This window comes from Sphingomonas tabacisoli, assembly GCF_042678385.1.
Taxonomy (GTDB): domain Bacteria; phylum Pseudomonadota; class Alphaproteobacteria; order Sphingomonadales; family Sphingomonadaceae; genus Sphingomonas_B; species Sphingomonas_B tabacisoli.
In genome coordinates, this window is sequence record NZ_JBHUDY010000001.1 from 2,514,486 (window position 1) to 2,534,629 (window position 20,144).

Consider the following 20,144-nt stretch of genomic DNA (forward strand, 5'->3'; position numbering starts at 1 on the left):
GCCATGCGCAAGTTTGTCACTCTTCTCTTGTCCGCCGCCCTCGCCGCCTGCGGAAGCGCCGCGCCCGCCGCGCCCAAGGCCAAGCCCGCGATGTGGAAACTCTCCGATCCGGACACGACCATCTATCTGTTCGGCACCGTCCATGTGCTGCCCGAAGGCATGAAGTGGCGCACCGCGCGCTTCGATCAGACCGTCGGCCAAGCGAAGGAGCTGGTGCTGGAGATCAATGACGTCAACGACAAGGCGGCGTTGGGCGCGCTCTACAAGCGGCTCGCCTTCTCGCCCGGCCTGCCGTCGGTCCTCGACCGTGTGCCCGCCGACAAACGCGCCGAGCTCCAGGCGGCGATCGAGCGCGCGGGCTTCAAACCGGGCCAGCTGGACGCGATGGAGACCTGGGCGGTCGCGGTGACGCTGGGTGCGTCGATGTATGCCGGCATGGGCGCCTCATCGGACAATGGCGTCGAAAACCAGCTCCGCACCGCCTTTAAGGGACGCGACATTGAGGGGCTGGAGACCACCGAACAGCAGCTCGGCTATTTCGACGTGATGCCCGAGGAAACCCAGCGCAAGCTGCTGGTCAGCATGGTCGACGACATGAAGAACGCCCGGGCAGATTTCCAGAAGATGCTCGCCGCTTGGTCGTCCGGCAACACGATGGCCATCGCGCGGACGTTCGACGACGAACTCAAAAAGGCGCCGGAAATCGCGCATGTGCTGATCGACCAGCGCAATGCGAATTGGGTGCAGTGGCTGAAGCACCGCCTCGACCAACCCGGAACGGTGCTCGTCGCCGTGGGCGCAGGGCATCTGGCGGGCAAAGGCTCGGTGATCGACTTGCTGCAGAAGCAGGGGCTGAAGGTCGAGCGGGTGCAGTAGCCCTAAACCCTCTCCCGTCGGGAGAGGGTTGACTCGGCGTAGCCGAGCGGGGTGAGGCCGATCATCCTCACCCGGTCTCGCTCCGCTCGCCCACCCTCTCCTGAGAGGAGAGGGTTGTCAGAAGCCCCCGCCCCCGCTATGCGCGCCGGCTTCCGTCATGGTCATCCCTGGAGGCGTGGCGGAAGTGAACCTTAAACACTGAACTTTGGAGACATGCGATGAGCGAGACGCTGACGCTGTCGGCCGAGGCGCGTGATCGGGCTGGCAAGGGAGCCTCCCGTGATCTTCGCCGCCAAGGCCGCGTGCCCGCCGTGATTTACGGCAACAAGGAAGAGCCCGAAGGCATCCACCTTGGCGAACGCGAGCTGATGAAGGCGCTGATGACCGGCCACTTCATGAACTCCGTCGTGATGATCAACGGCACGCGCACGCTGCCGAAGGACGTGCAGTTCCACCCGGTCACCGACCGTCCGCTTCATGTCGATTTCCTCCGCATCGGCGAGCACTCGACCGTGCACGTCAACGTGCCGGTGCATTTCGCCGACGAGGAAGCTTCGCCCGGCCTGAAGCGCGGCGGCGTGCTGAACGTCGTCCGCCACGAGCTGGAACTGATCTGCGACGCGGCCGAGATTCCGGACGAAGTCGTGATCAGCCTCAAGGGCTTCGATGTCGGCGAGTCCGTGCACATCAGCCAGGTGAACCTGCCGAGCGGCGCCAAGTCGGCGATCACCGATCGCGACTTCACCATCGCCACCATCGTCGCACCGTCGGGCCTGAAGTCCGAGCAGGGCGACAACGAGACGCCGGCTGCCGAATCCGAAGGCGGCGAAGGCTGATCCAAACCTTAGCCCCTCCCCCTCGGGGGAGGGGTTGGGGTGGGGAAGTGTCGGGTGGCGCTGTGCGGTTGCGACAGCGCCACCCCCAACCCAGCATCAGGTAAATCGCGCCCCCAGCGATTTAGGCCGATCTGGGGGATCGGCCGACCTGATGCTCCTGAAGGGGAGGGGCTTGCTTAGTGCAAATCTGGGTAGGCCTTGGCAATCCGGGCGCGCAATATGCGATGCACCGGCACAATGTCGGCTTCATGGCCGTCGACGCGATCGCCGAAGTCCATAGCTTCCCCCCGCCCAAGCGCGCGTTCCAGGGCTGGGCGCAGGAAGGCCGCATCGGCGGCGAGAAAATCCTGCTCTTAAAGCCCGCCACGTTCATGAACGAGAGCGGGCGCGCCGCGGGCGAAGCGATGCGCTTCTACAAGCTCGCGCCCGAAGACGTGACCGCCTTTTACGACGAGCTCGACCTCGCGCCGTTCAAGGTGAAGGTCCGCACCGGCGGCGGCACCGCCGGCCATAACGGCATCCGCAGCCTCGACGCGCACCTGGGGCCGGACTTCCGCCGGGTGCGGATCGGCATCGGCCATCCCGGTCATAAGGACCGGGTCACCGGCCATGTCCTTGGCAATTTCGCCAAGTCCGAAATCGAGCCGCTGACCGACCTGCTCGGCGCCATCGCGGCAGAGGCCGAATGGCTCGCGAAAGGCGATGACGTCCGTTTCATGAACGACATCGCGCTGCGGCTCCAGCAGGATTGAGATGGGCGTCCGCACCCTCTTCGCCACCCCGCTCTATGAAGCCGCGCTCGGCGACGACGCGCTGCTTGCCGAACTGGCCGATGCGGTGCGCGCGCTCGCGGTGGGCGATCGCGCCGGCCGCGCCTGGTCGAAAGAGCATGGCTATCGCGGCTACACCTCCTACGCCTCGCTGAACGACTTGCCACTGCGCGATCCGCGCTTCGCCGATCTGGTGCGCAAGCTCGACAAGCATGCCGCCGCGTTCGCCAAGGCATGCAGCTTCGACCTCGCCGGCCGCAAGCTGAAGCTCGACAGCCTCTGGGTGAACCTCATGAAGCCCGGCGGCGCGCATAGCGGCCATATCCATCCGCACAGCGTGGTCTCTGGCACGATCTACATCGAAACGCCGCCCGGCGCCGGCGCGATCCGCTTCGAGGATCCGCGCCTGCCGCTGATGATGGCCGCGCCGACCCGCGCCCCCGACGCGCCCGAGCCGCTCCAGACTTTCGTCACCGTCGCGCCCCAACCTGGCACGATCCTGCTCTGGGAAAGCTGGCTCCGCCACGAAGTCCTGCCCGGCGCCGCCAAGGCGGATCGCCTCAGCATCAGCTTCAACTATCGGTGGTAGCTGCCGGGGGTAGCTTTCGCCCCCGCCCGCCGCTATCGCTCCCGCGCTTTCACACAATCAGGCGAGCTCATGGGCTTTCGTTGCGGTATCGTTGGCTTGCCGAATGTCGGCAAGTCCACTCTCTTCAATGCGTTGACCGAAACCGCGGCGGCGCAGGCGGCCAATTATCCGTTCTGCACGATCGAGCCGAATGTCGGCCAGGTCGCGGTGCCCGATCCGCGCCTCGACGAGCTCGCCCGGATCGCGAAATCCGCCAAGGAGATCGAGACGCAGCTCGCATTCGTCGATATCGCCGGGCTGGTGCGCGGCGCGTCCAAGGGCGAGGGCCTCGGCAACCAGTTCCTTGCGAACATCCGCGAGGTGGACGCGATCGTCCATGTGCTGCGCTGCTTCGAAGATGGCGACGTGACTCATGTCGAGGGCAAGGTGGACCCGATCGCCGATGCCGAGACGGTCGAGACCGAGCTGATGCTCGCCGACCTCGAAAGCCTCGAGAAGCGGGTGCCAAACCTCGTCAAGCGCGGGCAGCAGGGCGACAAGGAATCGAAGATCGCGGCGTCGGTGCTGGGCCAGGCACTGGAGCTGTTGCGCGAGGGCAAACCTGCGCGCCTGACCCATCCCAAGGATGATGAAGAGCGCCGCCATTTCCAGCAGGCGCAATTGCTGACGTCGAAGCCCGTGCTTTATGTCTGCAACGTCGATGAGGGCGATGCGGCCGAAGGAAATGCCCTTTCCGCACGCGTGTTCGAAAAGGCGAAGGCGGAAGGCGCGGAAGCGGTGGTCGTGTCGGCCGCGATCGAGGCGGAGATCGCCACGCTCGACCCGCAGGATCGTCAGGCATTCCTCGCCGATCTGGGCCTTTCGGAAACGGGCCTCGCCCGGGTGATTCGCGCCGGCTACACGCTGCTGCACCTCATCACTTTCTTCACGGTCGGCCCCAAGGAAGCGCGCGCCTGGACGGTGCACAAGGGTGCTAAGGCGCCCGAGGCGGCGGGCGTGATCCACACCGATTTCGAGCGCGGCTTCATCCGCGCGGAGACGATCGCGTTCGACGATTATGTGAAGTTCGGCGGCGAGGCGGGCGCCCGCGAAGCCGGCAAGCTCCGTCAGGAAGGCAAGGACTATGTGGTGCAGGACGGCGACGTCATGCTGTTCCGGTTCAATGTTTGACCGTTCCGCAATGCGGGCGTGGCTGCTCGCCCTGCTCGCGCTTCTCCTTCCCGCCGGCGCGCCGGCCAAGCCTGCGGCTGCGCCGGTTCGAGCGCCGATCACGCTGCTGATCTCGATCGACGGCTTCCGATCGGACTATCTCGGCCGCGGCGTCACCCCCACGTTGTCGGCACTCGCGCGGACCGGCGTCACCGGTCCAATGCGGCCCTCCTTCCCGTCGCTGACCTTCCCCAACCACTGGACCCTCGTCACCGGCAAGCGCCCGGACGAGAACGGCATCGTCGGCAACACGATGGTCGATCCCCGCCGCCCGAACGAGACGTTCACGATGGCCACCGACGATCCGTTCTGGTGGAACGAAGCGGAGCCGATCTGGGTCACTGCCGAGAAAGCCGGCATCCGCACCGCGACGATGTTCTGGCCGGGCTCGAACGTCACCTGGGGCGGCCATAAGGCCGATCGCTTCCACAGTCCGTTCGAAGGCGGCGTGCGCCCGCAGGACTGGGTGCAGTTCAACGGTTATGTCTCCGACGAGCAGCGGGTGAACACGATCCTCGACTGGATGCGCCGCCCCGCCGCAATCCGGCCGAAGCTCGTCACGCTCTATTTCGACGAGGTCGACGCCGCCGGTCATGAATATGGCCCCGACGATGCCCGTACGACCGAGGCCGTGCGCGATGCGGATGCCGCCGTGGGCAAGCTGCTCGCCGGACTGCGCGCCCTTGGCCAGCCCGTGAACCTCGTCGTGGTCGCCGATCACGGCATGGCGCCGATCAACCCCGATCGCTCGATCCCGATCGACACGCTTGCCAACCCGGCCGATTATCGAATCGTGGAAAGCGGTCCGATCGCCTCGCTGATCCCCCTGCCCGGCCACGAAACGGCGCTGGAAGCGGCGCTGCTCAAGCCGCACGATCATGTCACGTGCATGAAGAAAGCGGACCTGCCCGCGCGCCTGCACTATGGGACCAACCCGCGCGTGCCGCCCTATCTCTGCCTTGCCGAACTCGGCTGGATGACCCGCAAGACCACGGCCGACAAGCCGCTGTCCGGCGGCGCCCACGGCTATGATCCGGCCGTGCCCGAGATGTCGGCGCTGTTCGTCGCCAGCGGCCCGGCGTTCCGCGGTGGCACGAAGGTGGCGGCGTTCGACAATGTCGACGTCTACCCGCTCCTCGCCCGCCTTGCCGGCGTGAAGGCCCAGCCCGGCGACGGGACGATCGCGACGTTTTCACGGGCGCTGAAGCATTGACCTTCCCTCCCGCAGCCGGGAGGGAAAACCGATGCGCTATTGGGAAGACATAGAAGTCGGCTCGCGGTCCAGCTTCGGCCGCTACGACGTCACGCGCGAGGAAGTGATCGAGTTCGCCTCGAAATACGATCCGCAGCCCTTCCATTTGTCGGACGAAGCCGCTGCGCAGACCTATTTCGGCCGCCTTTCTGCGTCCGGCTGGCACACCTGCGCGATGCTGATGCGGATGCTCGTCGAGCACATGAAGACGCAGGATCAGGCCGGCCTCGGCTCGCCCGGCGTCGATGAGCTCCGCTGGATAAAGCCTGTCTATCCGGGCGACACGCTGCGCGCCGAAACCGAGATCCTGGAAAAAACGCCGTCGCGATCGCGCCCCGACATGGGCTCATACAAAGGCCGAACCACCGTGTTCAATCAACATGATGAGCCGGTGATGACCCTTGTGTCGATCGGCCTGATCCGCCGACGTCCGTGACCAACGGCAGCATAGTTCGACGAACGTCACGGAACCTTCCTCCGCCGTATCGACTTATCAGCGCGATCCGGTAACGGAGCGACGTGTCGAACCGGACGGGCTGCTAATAACGCATGAACAAACGCGCAGCTTTGTTATTCGCCCTCGCCCTCGTCGGGGGCTGCAGCCAATCCGATCAGAGCCGAGGCGGCGCCGGAGGTCCGGGCGGACGCGGCGGCGCCGGCGGCACGCCCGAAGTCGGTTACGTCGTCGTCCAGCCGACCAGCGCTGCTGTGACGACGGAGCTGGCCGGCCGAACCACGCCGTTCGCGGCGTCCGAGGTTCGCCCTCAGGTTTCGGGCGTGATCCAGAAGCGGCTGTTTACCGAAGGCAGCTACGTCAAAGCCGGGCAAACCCTCTATCAGATCGACCCGAGCCTGTACCAGGCAAGCGCTGCCCAGGCACAGGCAAACGTCGCCGCCGCCCAAGCCAATGCTCAGGCGGCCCAGACGCTTGCCGACCGTTATCGCCCACTCGCCCGGATGCAGGCGGTCAGCCAGCAGGACTACACCAACGCCGCCGCGCAGGCCCGCCAGACGGCGGCCGCCGTGCAGCAGCAAAAGGCCGCGCTGCAGACGGCGAACATCAATCTGCGTTTCACCCGTGTGCCCGCGCCGATCAGCGGCCGCATCGGCCGATCGCTGTTTACGGTGGGCGCGCTGGTCACGGCCAACCAGACCGATCCGCTGACGACCATCCAGCAGCTCGATCCCATCTATGTCGACATCCAGCAGTCGACGGCGCAGCTCCTCGCGCTGCGCCGCACGTTGGCGCAAGGCGATGTAATGCCGGCCAAGGCTGCCGTCCGGCTGAAGCTCGAGGACGGCAGCGACTATAATCTGACCGGCACCATCCAGTTCTCGGAAGTCGTGGTCGATCAGGCGACGGGCACCGTGACGCTCCGCGCCAGCTTCCCCAATCCGAACGGCGTGCTGTTGCCGGGCATGTTCGTCCGCGCCGTCTTTGCCCAGGCCGTGGACACGCGCGCGTTCCTGGTTCCGCAAGAAGCGGTCGCGCGCGATCCGCAGGGCAACGCGACGGTGCTGGTGGTCGGCCCCGGCAACAAGGCAGTGCAAAAGACGGTCAGGGCCGACCGCACGCAAGGCGCGTTCTGGGTCGTGATCGACGGTCTAAACCCCGGCGACAAGATCATCACCCAGGGTTTGGGCAAGGTTAAAGCAGGCCAGCCGATCCGTGCCGTGCCGGCGAGCGCACCGCAGAAGATCGACCCGAACCGCAAGGGGGCCGGCGGTGGCGCGGGCGGCCGCGGCCGGCGCGGCGGCTAAGTTCATGGCGCTGCCGACACTATGATCTCCCGCGTCTTCATCGATCGGCCGATCTTCGCCTGGGTCATCGCGATACTGATCATGTTGCTCGGTCTCGGTGCCGTGTTTTCGCTGCCGGTGGAGCAATATCCGGACGTCGCGCCCCCGCAGGTCAATATCCGCGCGAGCTATCCGGGTGCGAATGCGCAGACGGTCGAAAATAGCGTCACGCAAGTGATCGAGCAGCAGCTCAGCGGCATCGACGGGCTGCTGTATTTCAGCTCGACATCGACGGCGCGCGGGCAAGTCAACATCGGCCTGACCTTCTCAAAGGGCACGAACCCTGACACGGCGCAAGTTCAGGTGCAGAACCGCGTGCAACAGGCGCTTTCCCGCCTGCCCCAGCAGGTGCAGCAGCAAGGCCTGACAGTCACCAAGTCCAACCCGGACTTCCTGATGATCGTCGCGGTCTACGACACGACCGACCGGCAGAACAACCGGGACGTGGCCGACTGGCTGGCGTCCAATCTGCAGGATCCGATCAGCCGCTTGCCGGGCGTCGGCGACACCAACGTGTTCGGCTCCCAATATGCGATGCGCATCTGGCTCGATCCGGCCAAGCTTTCGGCCTATCAGCTAATGCCCGGCGACGTGGTCAGCGCCATCCAGGCGCAGAACACCGAAGTCACCGCGGGCGAGCTCGGCGCCCAGCCAATGCCGGCCAACCAGATGCTGAACGCGACCGTCACGTCCCAGTCGCGACTGCAGACGCCGGAGCAGTTCCGGAACATCATCCTGAAGACCCAGCCGAACGGCGCCACCGTGCGGATCAGCGATGTCGCGCGGGTGGAGCTCGGTGCCGAGAGCTACAACAACGTCACGCACGTGAACGGACATCCGGGCGCCGGCTTCGCCGTGTCGCTGGCGCCGGGCGCCGACGCCTTGTCGACCGCCGATATCGTGAAGGCGGAAGTCGCTCGCCAGTCGAAGAATTTCCCGGCGGGCTATGCCTATGCCTATCCCAACGATTCGACCGCCTTCATCAAGCTGTCGGTCGAGGAAGTGGTGAAGACGCTGATCGAGGCGATCATTCTTGTCGTCATCGTCATGTTCGTCTTCCTGCAGAGCTGGCGCGCGACGCTGATCCCGACGATCGCCGTTCCGGTCGTGCTGCTCGGCACGTTCGCGGTGTTCGCGGTGGCCGGCTTTTCGATCAATACACTGACCCTGTTCGGGCTCGTGCTCGCCATCGGGCTGCTCGTCGACGACGCGATCGTCGTGGTCGAGAACGTCGAGCGCTTGCTCGAGGAAAATCCCGAGATGAGCCCGCGCGAGGCGACCATCCAGTCGATGAGCGAGATCTCGACGGCCCTTATCGCGATCGCGCTCGTGCTTTCCGCAGTGTTCCTGCCGATGGCGTTCTTCGGCGGCTCGACGGGCGTCATCTATCGTCAGTTCTCGCTGACCATCGTTTCCGCGATGGTGCTGTCGGTCGTCGTCGCGCTGGTGCTGAGCCCCGCGCTCACCGCCACCCTGCTGAAGCGAAAGGAGCATGGCGAAATCCGCTCCACGCGGTTCCCGCGGCTCGCCGCCATGACCGAGCGTGCCCGCGACCGCTTCAATACCGGCTTCGCCCGCATGGTGGAGCGCTACATCAACGGCGTGAAGCGCGTGATCGACCGCAAGGGCTTGTTCCTGATCATCTACGCGCTGAGTGTCGCGCTGCTCGCGCTCCTTTTCTTCCGTCTGCCGACCGGCTTCCTGCCCACCGAAGACCAAGGGTTCGCGCAGGTGCAGGTCCGCCTGCCTCCGGGCGCGACGCTCGGCCGCACGCAGCAGGTGATGGATGCCGTCGAGAATTATCTGCTGCACGGCGCCGATTCGAAGAACGTCAATGTGTTCTTCGCGTCCGCCGGAGGCGGTGGCGGCGGGCCGTCGGGCCAGAACGCCGGCAACGCCTTCATCAACCTTCAAGACTGGTCGCAGCGGCCCGGCCAGAAGAATAGCGCCGATGCCGTAACCCAGCGGATGAGCCGGGCCTTTGGCGGCCTGCGCGACGCGCAGGTTTTCGCGCTCGTGCCGGGTGCGATCCGCGGGCTTGGCCAGTCGAATGGCTTTACCCTTGAGCTGCAGAATACCGGTGGCCTCTCTCGCGAGCAGTTCAAAGCGACGCGCGACAAATTGCTCGATCTCGCGTCGAACGACGCGCAGCTCACCGGCGTCCGCGCCAGTGAATTGCCGGACACGCCCACGCTCCGCGTCGACCTCGATGCGCAGAAGCTGTCGGTGCTTGGCCTGACGCAGACCGACGTCAACAATACCCTCTCCACCGCCTGGGGCGGGCGCTACGTCAACGATTTCATCGACCGCGGCCGCGTGAAGCGCGTCTATGTCCAGGGCGACGCGCCTTATCGCGCGGTGCCTGAGGACCTTTATCAATGGTACGTCCGCGGGCCCAACAGCGTGATGGCGCCGTTCAGCTCCTTTGCGAGCATGAGCTGGCAGACCGGGCCGGTTTCGCTCGCGCGCTTCGGCGGCGTGCCGGCCTATGAGATTCAGGGCCAGGCATCGCCCGGCGCCAGCTCCGGCCAGGCGATGGACCGGATCGAGCAGCTCGCGTCCCAATTCCCGGGCGTGTCCGTCGCATGGAGCGGCCTCTCATATCAGGAACGCCTCTCCTCCGGTCAGGCGCCTTATCTTTATGCGCTGTCGCTGCTGGTCGTGTTCCTCTGCCTCGCCGCGCTCTATGAGAGCTGGTCGATCCCGGTGGCGGTGATCCTGATCATCCCGCTGGGCCTTGTCGGCGCGGTGTTCGCGGTGACGCTCCGCGGCCTTCAGAACGACGTCTATCTCCAGATTGGGCTGCTGACGACGATGGGCCTCGCCGCCAAGAACGCCATCCTGATGATCGAATTCGCCGAGCAGGCGGAAAAGGCCGGCAAGCGCGTGATCGATTCGGCGCTGGAAGCCGCCCGCATCCGTCTCCGCCCGATCCTGATGACCAGCCTCGCCTTTATTTTCGGCGTGTTGCCGCTCGCCATTTCGACCGGCGCCGGCGCCAAGAGCCGCGTCGCGATCGGCACCTCGGTGATCGGCGGTATGCTGACCGCGACGATCCTCGCCATCTTCTACATCCCGCTGTTCTTCGTGCTCGTCCGTCGCGGCACCCGCGACACGCTTGGCTGGCTCAAGCAGCGCCGCCACACGCAAGAGAGCGCGGCATGAAGCGCCTCGTCTCCGCCGCGCTGATCGCGAGTCTCGCCGGCTGTTCGTTCATTCCGCACTATGAACGGCCAACGCCGCCGGTGCCGACCTCCTGGCCGGCGGGCGACCCCTATCTTCGCCAGTCCGAAGCGAACCTGCCGAGCGTCACCTATCGCGACATCTTCCGCGATCCGCGCCTGCAACGAATCATCGAGACGGCGCTCGTCAACAACCGCAACCTGCGCGCCACTTTCGCCAACATTGCCGCCGCGCGCGAGCAGTACCGCATCCAGCGCGCCGATATCCTGCCGGACGTCAACGCGAACGCCAGCCTCACCGAAGCCGATCGCGGCAGCGGCGCGTCGAGCGGCGTCGGCAGTGCAGCGTCGGGCCGGCGCACGACCTACAATGTGCAGGGCGGCATCAGCGCGTTCGAGATCGACCTCTTCGGCCGCATCCGCGCGCTCTCCGAAGCCGCGCAGAACCGCTATTTCGCGACCGAGGCCGGGGCACGGGCGACGCGCCTGACCCTGGTCGGCGACATCGCGAACGCCTGGCTCGCCTATGCGGCCGACAAGGATTTGCTGGCGATCGGCGAGCGCACTGCTGCTTCCGCTCAGCGATCCGTCGAGCTGACGCGTGCGCGCCTCAATGGCGGCGTCGCCCCGCGCACCGACTTGCGCCAGGCCGAACAGACGCTGGAACAGGCGCGCGCGGACGTCGCCCAGAGCCGGACCAATTTGGCGCAGGATGCGAACCTGCTGCAGCTTCTGGTCGGGTCGCCGGTCGATCCGGCGTTGCTGCCCGCCTCGCTCACCGAAGTCGAAGGCACGATCGCGGAGCTCCCCGCCGGGCTCGATTCGACGATCCTGCTTCGCCGCCCGGATGTGGTGGAGGCCGAATATCAGCTCCGCGCCGCCAACGCGCAGATCGGCGCCGCACGCGCTGCCCTGTTCCCGCGCATCAGCCTCACCGCCCTGCTCGGCTTTGCGAGCACGGCGCTGTCGACCCTGTTCACTGCCGGCAGCTTCAATTGGTCGGTCAGCCCGAGCGTCAGCTATTCGATCTTCCAGGGCGGTGCGGCCAAGGCGAATGTCCGCCTGACCCAGGCCCAGCGCGACGCGGCGCTCGCCCAATATGAAGGCGCGATCCAGACCGCTTTCCGCGAAGTCGCCGACGCCCTCGCCCGCCGCGGCACCATCGACGAGCAGCTCCGCGCCCAGCGCGCCTTCTTCGCGGCGGCGGAGGACAATTACCGGCTCAGCCAGGCGCGCTTTCAGGGCGGCATCGATCCGTTCCTGCAGACGCTGATCGCGCAGCGCAGCTATTACAGCGCCGAACGCACGCTGGTCGGCACGCGGCTTACCAAAGCCCAGAACCTCGTCCAGCTCTACCGCACCCTCGGCGGCGACTCCCAGCTCGATGCTACGCGCGACGGGCCGATCCCGCTGTCACCAACGCCCTAGCCGCCGAACACGTCAGCCAGCTCGCGCCGCAGCACCGCCTTCTCGACCTTGCCCATCGCATTGCGCGGCAGGGCATCGCGCACCAGCACGAGCTTCGGCCGTTTGTAAGACGCCAGCACGTCGCGGAGCGCGGCCTGGATCGCCTCGGGCTCGACGACAGCGCCGGCGCGCGGCGTGACCACCGCGATCACTCCCTCTCCAAAATCGGGGTGAGGCGCCCCGACGACCGCCACCTCCGCAACGCCGTCCAATACCTCGATCGCCGCTTCCACTTCGGCCGGATAGACATTGAACCCTCCGGATATGATCAGGTCCTTGGCGCGCCCGACGATCCACAGATAGCCGTCGCCATCGAAGCGCCCGAGGTCGCCGGTTTCGAACCATCCATCGGCGGTGAACGCCTCCGCCGTCTTCTCGGCATTGCGCCAATAGCCGCTAGTCACATTGGGACCGCGCACTTCGATCCCGCCGACGCCTTCCGCATCCGGTCCGGAGATACGGATGCCGACGTCCGGCAGCGGCGGCCCGACGCTCCCGGCCCGGCGCTCGCCCTCATAAGGATTGGAGCTCAGCATGCCCGTCTCGGTCATGCCATAGCGTTCCAGGATGCGGTGCCCGGTCCGCGCCTCCCATTCGCGGTGGGTCTCCGCCGAAAGCGGCGCAGAGCCGGAGACGAACAGCCGCATGTTCGCGCACAGCTCCGGCGCCAGCTCCCGTCGCGCGAGAAGTCGCGTGTAGAAGGTCGGCACGCCCATCAGGACCGTCGCTTCCGGCAAGGCCACGAGGATCGCATCCGCATCGAAACCGGGCAGCCAAAGCATCGACGCGCCGGAGCCCAGCACGCAGTGGGTCGCCACGAACAGCCCGTGGACATGGAAGATCGGCAGCGCGTGGATCAGCCGGTCGACGCCCGAGAACCGCCACTCCCGGATCAGCGTCGCTGCATTGGAGGCGAGATTGCCTTGGCTGAGCATCGCTCCCTTGGATCGTCCGGTCGTGCCGGACGTGTAGAGGATCGCGGCCAGGTCGTCGCCGCCAAGCTCCGGCTCCGCAAAGTCTCGCGCCGGTGCCGTGACCAGTCGCGCCAGCTCGGCATCGTCCACGAACAGTCCCGGCTCGGCGTCCTCCAGGAAATAGTCGAGCTCGGCCCTCGTATATCCCGGATTGAGCGGCACATAGACAATGCCGGCGCGCAGTGCCGCCAGATACAGCAGCAGTGCCTCCACGGACTTGGACGTCTGCACGACCATCCGGTCGCCGGCCTTGAGGCCCTGTTCCCGCAGCGCCGCCGCCATCCCGCCGGAGCGGTCGAGCAGGTCGGCATAGGACAGAACAGCGGCCGAAGGCTCGATCAGCGCAGGGCGTGAAAGGTCGGCGGGGAAGCCCGCGCGAAGTGTCGCGAAGAGACCGGCTAGCATTCCTGCCGGCTCGCGTCCCGCGCCGCGCACGTCAAGCGTTGTGGAACGCCACCGGAATGGACTATGAAAGAACCGGTTCGCGGGCAAAGTCGTTGGATGCGTCGTTTTCCATGACCAAGAAAGCAGATAAGCCGCAAGCGCAGCGCAAGACCGTGAAGTCACGGTTCAAGCAGATCGCCAGCTATGTCGCGCCCGGCGAACGGGCCGCGTTCGAATCCTATGCCACGGGGCTTGGGCTCACCATGTCGGCGCTGCTGAACCTGTTGGTGAGGCGGGAACTGAACCTCGACCGCCTGGCCGCTCTCGAGCCGACTTATCTTCGCGATCTGCCTGTCGCCGAATGCCAGAAAGTGATCGCGCACCTGGACACACCGACGCTCAACGAGCAATTCGCCAAGCACGCCGCCCGCTATAGTCTTGCAGTGGCCTCCGCTTCGGCCATTCTGATCCGCGCCGAACTGGAAGAATCCTGGCTCGGGACCGCCATATCGCTCATCATGATGACCTGATCCCAGTTACTTCAAGTCAATCCAAGTATAAGTGAGTATCACGACTCATTATGAGTCTTTACTGAGACTCCACAAATTCGACCGAATTCGGGACTCTTGCCTTCGCAATTGTTGATTGACTTGAGGTTAACCGAGTCCGATCCTCAGCTTGACTCGGTTGAGTCGGAAGCGGGGTTTCAGAGAATAGTCGAAAAGCGTCCGTCGGATGGCCGACGGCGCGTCGATGGCCTGTTTCTGATCCCGTAGTAACCGAAGGGGTGAGCATATGAGCAAAATGCGTCTCTTGGCATCGGCGGCGATCTCGATCTTCGCGGTCTCGGTGCCGGCTACGGCCGCGTGGGCCGACGACGATTGCGGTTCGCTGCGTGAAGAATTCTGCGAAGCGGAACATCCCGAACTGGTCAGCCCGGCGGACGATCCGTTCCTGGGCGCCGGCGCTCTCGCGCAAACCTATGTCGGCAGCCCCGGCTCGGTCGTTCAGCTCGGCTTTGAGGGCGTCAACCAGTATGACGCTGCAAGCTTCGCCCGCAACTTCATCCCGCCCGACACGATGGGCGCGGTCGGCACGACCCAGTATATGGAAACCTCGAACGGCGCCTATGGCATCTTCGACAAGGCGACCGGCAATCGCCTTTCCGTGGTCTCCGACGTCGCTTTCTGGGCATCCGCGGGGCAGACCGGCGCCAACGGCGATTCCCGCATCATGTTCAACAAGGATGCGAACCGCTGGGTGGTGCTCTCGTTCGGCGCTTCGGTCGCCGACATCCAGATCGCGGTTTCGGATACCGACAATGCGCTCGGCACCTGGAAGTCGACCAAGTTCACCGCCTACACGCCGGCGGCGGGCCTGTTCAATGGGGTGGCGGACTATCCGACGCTCGCGATGGACAAGAACGCGCTGTACATGGGCACGAATGACTATGCCGCCAGCACGCCCGGCGGCAGCCAGACGTTCCGCGGCACGACGCTGAACGTCATTCCGCTGTCCAGCATCTTCGCCGCCGGCGGGCCGACCGTCGCCGGCAACGATCAGTTCTTCTCGCCGCTCGGCCAGTCGAACCCGGACCGCGGCTTCGCGATCCAGGGCGTCAACAGCGATGCGGCCGGCCCGAACGGCAAGGCGTTCGCGGTACAGGCCTATGGCTTCGGCGACACCACCTATAACATCAACAATGCGGCGGGTGCTGCGACGCAGGGCAATGTCACCCTAATCAACTATGCCTACGACAGCAACGGCGCCGGACGGCAGCCCAATGCGGTGCCGGATACGGACGTCAATCCGGCCGACACGATCACCAGCAATAACCGCGTGATCGACACGCTGGACGATCGCATCGGGTCCAGTGTGTACGAGGTCAATGGCCGCATTTATGCGCTGCATACGATCACGCCGACCGGTTCCGATCACACCGCGGTAGCGATCGACGTGGTCGATTCGGCGACCAAGACCCTCCTGTCGCAGACGCTGATTTCAGGCGGCGGCGACTATGACTATTACGAGGGCTCGCTCGCCGTGAACGCGAACGGCGATGTCGTGGTCGGCTATAACCGCTCGGGCAGTCTGGCGACCGGGCAGAGCGGCGTGATCAGCGTCTTCGCCCGGGTGTTCCGGACGAATGCCGACGGCAGCTTGCAGCAGGGCGACAGCTATCTTCTGAAGCAGAGCCTGGTCGACGACTACCATAACGGCTCTCTCGACGGGCAAGTCGCGGCCGGCCGGCAGCGCTGGGGCGATTACAGCCAGGTTTCGCTGGATCCGACCGATCCGACGAAGTTCTGGCTGATCGGGGAATATGCCCGCGAATATAACGACGCGGCGGGCGGCCATCCGGGCGGCACCGGCGGCTCGCGCTGGAGCACATGGATCGCCGAGATCAACTTCGCTGCGGTGCCGGAACCTGCAACCTGGGCGATGATGCTGGCCGGCTTCGGCATGGTCGGCCTCGCGATGCGGCGCTCGCAAAAGGCCGGCGTCCGCTTCGCCTGATAGACAAGCCGAAACCCCTGTCACTTGGGGCCGGAGAGCGACGCGCTCCCCGGCCCCTTTCTTTGCCGGAACCATCGCCGCGCCTGCGCGTAACGGGTTCGCCCCCGAAACATGATTGGCCTGACTCTCGCAAAGAGGGGGCGGACAAGGGGATGAACCATGCGCACGCTTCTGGCGGCTCTGCTCACATGCACCGCGATCACGCCGGCTACCGCCGCTTCCATCACGGCTGCCGATCTCGCCAAGAACCTGCAGTTCAGCCAGACCGGCGCGACGACCGTCGTGCCCGCGAACGGCGGCGCCAATGCGTTCTTTTTCGCCCGCGCCTTCTTCACGCCGGCAGGCGGGTTCGACGCCGGCGACGTGTCGAACTCGGTCGCCTCGTATAGCTTCAATGGCCAGGGCACGAGCGCGCAGGGCCCGTTCCTGATCCACCAGAGCAACCTGACCACCAAGGCGGCAATGGATGCGGCCTATCCGAACGGCGACCTCTATACGCTGACCACCGTCAGCAGCGCGACCAGCGAGTTCGACACGGTCGACATCTTCCTGCGTCCAGACGACGTCTATGCGAGCGCGACGCCGATGCTCACCGCGGCGAGTTTCAGCGCGCTGCAGGGCGTCGACCCGAGCCAGAACCTGACGATCAGCTTCAACAGCTTCATCCCCGACGCGTCGGCTTCTGGCGGCAGCACCTTTTTCACGATCTTCGACCTGACCGACAACATGACGGAGTTCTCGTCCGGCGCGCTCGATCCGTCGACGATGAGCGTGCTACTGCCAGGCGGCACGCTGCAGTCCGGCCACAATTACCAGTTTCAGCTGGTCTTCGACGTGTTCGACCGCGACACCGCGATCACCGGCCAGGGCAACAGCGTGCCGATCGCCGCCAATTTCAACCTACGGACGCTCGGGCTCTTCACGGCGGGCGGCAATGCACCGCCGCCCCCGCCTCCTCCGCCACCCCCACCGCCACCGCCGCCTCCCCCGCCGCCACCTCCACCGCCCCCTCCGGGCGTGCCGGAACCGGCCGAATGGGCGCTGATGGTCGCGGGGTTCGGCCTGCTTGGCGGCGCGATCAGGAAGCGAAAGGGCGAGGTCGCGAGAGCCTGACCCGCTATGATCGCGCCCGGTCGCCGCGGCGGCCGAAAATCGCGAGCAGCACGATCAGCGCTGCCTCGGACACGCTGAGGCCATAAGGCAAGGCGCCCCGCTTTTCCGGTTCCGCGGGAGCGGCGGGGCGCTGCGCCGGTTGCGGTACAGGCGGCTGTTCCCCCGCGACCCGGTCGGCCATCTCGGCGCCGCGGGTGCCGAGCGGACGCTCCGGGCCTTGCGTGGTGTCGCGCGCGGTCTGGTGCTCCAGCTCGGCGTTCAGCTCCGCGCCCAGCAACAGCAGCAGCGCGGACAGATAGAGCCAGGTGAGCAGCACGATCACCGCGCTCAGCGAACCATAGGTGGCGCCATAATGGCCGAAATTGGCGACATAGAATCCGAAGCCCGCGGTCAGCACGCCCCAGCCTAGGGCGGCGAATACGGATCCCGGCGTCAGCCACGTCCATTTCGCGGCGTCGCGGTCCGGGCCATAGCGATAGATCGTCGCCGCGCCGCCCGCGCCGATCGCCGCCAGCACCACCCATGACACGAACCGCCCGAGCCACAGCACGACTTCCGGAGCGCCGGGCAGGAAATCCTGGAGACGCGCGAACACCGCGATGGCCCCCATCGCAAGGCCGACCGCCACCACCGCCCCGAGCACCATCGCCAGGTTGAGCAGCGTCCGCTTCACATAGCCGCGCTTGTCCTCTTCCTCATAGGCGATGTTGAGCGCCGTCACGATCGCGCCCGTCGCCTTGGTTCCTCCCCAAAAGGCGAGCGCCAGCGCCAATGCCAGGCCGACGCCTTTCTTGCCGGCCGCGGTATGCACCACGTTCAGCAGCTGATCGCCGATCAGCTGCGCGGCATCGGCCGGGAGCATGGTCGAAAGCTGCTGGAGCTGCCGCACCACCGACTCCGGATTGGCGACGAGCCCGTAGCTGAGCACGATCGCGCCGAGCAGCGGCACCATCGACAGGAAGGCATAGAAGGCGATGCCTGCCGCGATCAGCGACAGATTGTCCTCGCCCATTTCCTTCCAGCTTCGCTTCAGGACGTCTAGCCATCCCCTTGGCGGCATCTCCAAGGGACTGGCGGCGTCACGCCCCCGTTCGTCGGTCATGCCGGCTGAACGGGATGCCGATGAGCTTGGTTCCGATGCGCGGCGGCTACACCGCCTGCGCCCACTCCGCCTCTTTGAACCCGACCAGCCGCCGGTCGCCGAGGTCGAGCACCGGCCGCTTGATCATCGACGGCTGCGCCAGCATCAAGGCAACAGCCTTGTCTTCGTCCAGGCCCTGCTTGTCGGCATCGGGCAGCTTGCGAAACGTCGTGCCGGCACGATTGAGCAGCGCCTCCCAGCCCAGCTCCTTGACCCAACCGCGCAGCCGCCCCTCGTCGACCCCCGCGGTCTTATAGTCGTGGAAGGAATAGACGACGCCGCGCGCATCGAGCCACGCCCGCGCTTTCTTCACCGTGTCGCAATTCTTGATGCCGTAAACCGTCGGGGCCATTGGTGCCCTCCGTCAGCGGCGCGTTGCCGCGCCGAGTGAACCGGGCGGGCGTCCCCCGGACGCCCGCTCGTTCCGGTTCACTCCCATTCGATGGTCCCCGGCGGCTTGGAGGTGTAGTCGTACACCACGCGATTGATGCCCTGCACTTCGTTCACAATGCGCGTAGCGACGCGGGCGAGGAAGTGTGGGTCGAAGGGGAAGATGTCCGCCGTCATGCCGTCGGTGGAAGTCACCGCGCGCAATGCACAGACCGATTCATAGGTGCGGTGGTCGCCCATGACCCCGACCGTGCGGACCGGGAGCAGCACGGCGAACGCCTGCCAGATCGCGTCGTAGAGCCCGGCGTTGCGGATTTCCTCGAGATAGATCGCGTCGGCCTTGCGGAGGATGTCGCACTTCTCCTTCGAGACCTCGCCGGGGATGCGGATCGCGAGGCCTGGCCCGGGAAACGGATGCCGGCCGACGAACGCGTCGGGCAGGCCCAGCTCGCGGCCCAGCTCGCGCACTTCGTCCTTGAACAGCTCGCGCAAAGGCTCGACCAGCTTCATGTTCATGCGCTCGGGGAGCCCACCGACATTGTGGTGGCTCTTGATCGTCACTGACGGGCCGCCGGTGAAGCTGACGCTCTCGATCACGTCGGGATACAGCGTGCCTTGCGCCAGGAAATCGGCGCCTCCGATCTTCTTCGCTTCCTCCTCGAACACGTCGATGAAGGTCTTGCCGATGAACTTGCGCTTGGCCTCGGGATCGTCGACGCCTTTGAGACCCGACAGGAACAGCGTCTCCGCGTTCACATGGACGAGCGGGATGTTGTAGCTGTTGCGGAACAGGCTCACCACCTGCTCGGCCTCGCCTTTCCGCATCAGGCCGTGGTCCACGAACACGCAGGTGAGCTGGTCGCCAATCGCTTCGTGGATCAGCACGGCCGCCACTGCACTGTCGACGCCGCCCGACAGGCCGCAGATCACCTTGCCCTTGCCGACCTGCTGGCGAATGTCGGCGATCTTGGTCTGGCGATATTCCGCCATCGTCCAGTCGCCGGGGCAGCCACAGATGTGGCGGACGAAGTTCGATAAGAGCCGGCCGCCGTCGGGCGTGTGCACGACTTCGGGGTGGAACATCAGGCTGTAGAAACGCCGCGCCTCGTCGGTCGCCACGGCATAGGGCGCGCCTTCCGACTGGGCGACGACGCTGAAGCCCTCGGGCAGCCGCTCGACGCGATCGCCGTGGCTCATCCAGACCTGGTGCGTCTCGCCCTCGCTCCACAATCCGTCGAACAGGGCGGAGCGTCCGCTGATCTCGATATAGGCGCGGCCGAACTCGCGGCTTTCGGAGGGCGCGACGACGCCGCCCAATTGGTGCGACATCGTCTGTTGGCCATAGCAGATGCCGAGGATCGGTAGTCCCGCATCGAAGATGTGCTGCGGCGCGCGCGGGCTGTCTTCCCACATCACCGATGACGGGCCGCCCGAAAGGATGATGCCTTTCGGCTTCAGCCGCTCGAATGCTTCGGCGGCAGCGTTGAACGGAGCGATTTCCGAATAAACGCCGGCCTCGCGTACTCGCCGTGCGATCAGCTGCGTGACCTGGCTGCCGAAGTCGATGATCAGGATCGAGTCATGCGCATGCGTGTCCATGCGCAAGGGCTGTTAGCAGATGCGGCGCGGGTGAGAAGCCCCGCT

General features: G+C 65.8%; 17 protein-coding genes. 13 read left to right on the forward strand and 4 right to left on the reverse strand.

Annotated features, from left to right (window positions below; all coding sequences use genetic code 11):
- Nucleotides 1–3: 3 nt before the first annotated feature.
- The 10 genes from ACFSCW_RS12655 (at nucleotide 4) to ACFSCW_RS12700 (ending at nucleotide 11,942) form a co-directional block, all read left to right on the forward strand.
- A complete protein-coding gene (locus ACFSCW_RS12655; protein WP_380889749.1) occupies nucleotides 4–876 on the forward strand; it encodes a TraB/GumN family protein in 873 nt (290 codons plus the stop codon).
- Nucleotides 877–1,094: 218 nt separating this feature from the next.
- A complete protein-coding gene (locus tag ACFSCW_RS12660) occupies nucleotides 1,095–1,712 on the forward strand; it encodes a 50S ribosomal protein L25/general stress protein Ctc (protein ID WP_380889751.1) in 618 nt (205 codons plus the stop codon).
- 179 nt (nucleotides 1,713–1,891) lie between these two features.
- On the forward strand, nucleotides 1,892–2,464 hold the full coding sequence (pth, locus tag ACFSCW_RS12665; protein ID WP_380889752.1) for an aminoacyl-tRNA hydrolase: 573 nt from the start codon (nucleotides 1,892–1,894) through the stop codon (nucleotides 2,462–2,464).
- Nucleotide 2,465: 1 nt separating this feature from the next.
- A complete protein-coding gene (locus ACFSCW_RS12670) occupies nucleotides 2,466–3,071 on the forward strand; it encodes a TIGR02466 family protein (RefSeq protein WP_380889754.1) in 606 nt (201 codons plus the stop codon).
- 69 nt (nucleotides 3,072–3,140) lie between these two features.
- Nucleotides 3,141–4,241 carry a redox-regulated ATPase YchF gene (gene ychF / locus ACFSCW_RS12675; RefSeq protein ID WP_380889755.1) on the forward strand — a complete coding sequence of 367 codons (1,101 nt, stop codon included), beginning with the start codon at nucleotides 3,141–3,143 and terminating at the stop codon, nucleotides 4,239–4,241.
- Complete coding sequence (locus ACFSCW_RS12680) at nucleotides 4,234–5,493, forward strand: alkaline phosphatase family protein (protein WP_380889758.1); 1,260 nt, start codon at nucleotides 4,234–4,236, stop codon at nucleotides 5,491–5,493. The genes ychF and ACFSCW_RS12680 overlap by 8 nt, the downstream gene beginning before the upstream one ends.
- Before the next feature lie 31 nt (nucleotides 5,494–5,524).
- A complete protein-coding gene (locus tag ACFSCW_RS12685; protein ID WP_380889760.1) occupies nucleotides 5,525–5,968 on the forward strand; it encodes a MaoC family dehydratase in 444 nt (147 codons plus the stop codon).
- Nucleotides 5,969–6,081: 113 nt separating this feature from the next.
- The gene (locus tag ACFSCW_RS12690; protein ID WP_380889762.1) at nucleotides 6,082–7,293 is read left to right on the forward strand and encodes an efflux RND transporter periplasmic adaptor subunit; all 1,212 of its coding nucleotides are present in this window, start codon (nucleotides 6,082–6,084) and stop codon (nucleotides 7,291–7,293) included.
- Between the two features lie 21 nt (nucleotides 7,294–7,314).
- Entirely contained in the window at nucleotides 7,315–10,497 is a 3,183-nt protein-coding gene (locus tag ACFSCW_RS12695; RefSeq protein ID WP_380889763.1) for a multidrug efflux RND transporter permease subunit, read from the forward strand.
- Nucleotides 10,494–11,942 (forward strand): efflux transporter outer membrane subunit, encoded by a 1,449-nt coding sequence (locus tag ACFSCW_RS12700; RefSeq protein WP_380889766.1) that lies wholly within the window; start codon nucleotides 10,494–10,496, stop codon nucleotides 11,940–11,942. Before ACFSCW_RS12695 ends, ACFSCW_RS12700 begins: the two co-directional genes overlap by 4 nt.
- Here ACFSCW_RS12700 and ACFSCW_RS12705 read toward each other — a convergent pair.
- Nucleotides 11,939–13,360 (reverse strand): AMP-binding protein, encoded by a 1,422-nt coding sequence (locus ACFSCW_RS12705; protein WP_380889769.1) that lies wholly within the window; start codon nucleotides 13,358–13,360, stop codon nucleotides 11,939–11,941. The genes ACFSCW_RS12700 and ACFSCW_RS12705 overlap by 4 nt on opposite strands.
- Before the next feature lie 38 nt (nucleotides 13,361–13,398).
- On the opposite strand from ACFSCW_RS12705, the gene ACFSCW_RS12710 reads away from it, so the two are divergent.
- From ACFSCW_RS12710 to ACFSCW_RS12720, 3 genes are all read left to right on the forward strand, one after another.
- A complete protein-coding gene (locus ACFSCW_RS12710) occupies nucleotides 13,399–13,869 on the forward strand; it encodes a hypothetical protein (protein WP_380889772.1) in 471 nt (156 codons plus the stop codon).
- Between the two features lie 265 nt (nucleotides 13,870–14,134).
- Nucleotides 14,135–15,856: a PEPxxWA-CTERM sorting domain-containing protein gene (locus tag ACFSCW_RS12715; protein ID WP_380889774.1), complete on the forward strand. Its 1,722-nt coding sequence runs from the start codon at nucleotides 14,135–14,137 to the stop codon at nucleotides 15,854–15,856.
- Between the two features lie 159 nt (nucleotides 15,857–16,015).
- On the forward strand, nucleotides 16,016–16,969 hold the full coding sequence (locus tag ACFSCW_RS12720) for a PEPxxWA-CTERM sorting domain-containing protein (protein ID WP_380889776.1): 954 nt from the start codon (nucleotides 16,016–16,018) through the stop codon (nucleotides 16,967–16,969).
- Nucleotides 16,970–16,973: 4 nt separating this feature from the next.
- Here the strand turns inward: ACFSCW_RS12720 and ACFSCW_RS12725 are convergent, their stop codons facing one another.
- The 3 genes from ACFSCW_RS12725 to guaA form a co-directional block, all read right to left on the reverse strand.
- Nucleotides 16,974–18,071 (reverse strand): YihY/virulence factor BrkB family protein, encoded by a 1,098-nt coding sequence (locus ACFSCW_RS12725; protein ID WP_380889778.1) that lies wholly within the window; start codon nucleotides 18,069–18,071, stop codon nucleotides 16,974–16,976.
- A gap of 46 nt (nucleotides 18,072–18,117) precedes the next feature.
- Entirely contained in the window at nucleotides 18,118–18,462 is a 345-nt protein-coding gene (locus ACFSCW_RS12730; RefSeq protein ID WP_380889779.1) for an ArsC family reductase, read from the reverse strand.
- A gap of 77 nt (nucleotides 18,463–18,539) precedes the next feature.
- Nucleotides 18,540–20,099, reverse strand: coding sequence for a glutamine-hydrolyzing GMP synthase (gene guaA, locus ACFSCW_RS12735; protein ID WP_380889781.1), 1,560 nt, complete (start codon nucleotides 20,097–20,099; stop codon nucleotides 18,540–18,542).
- Nucleotides 20,100–20,144 lie beyond the last annotated feature (45 nt).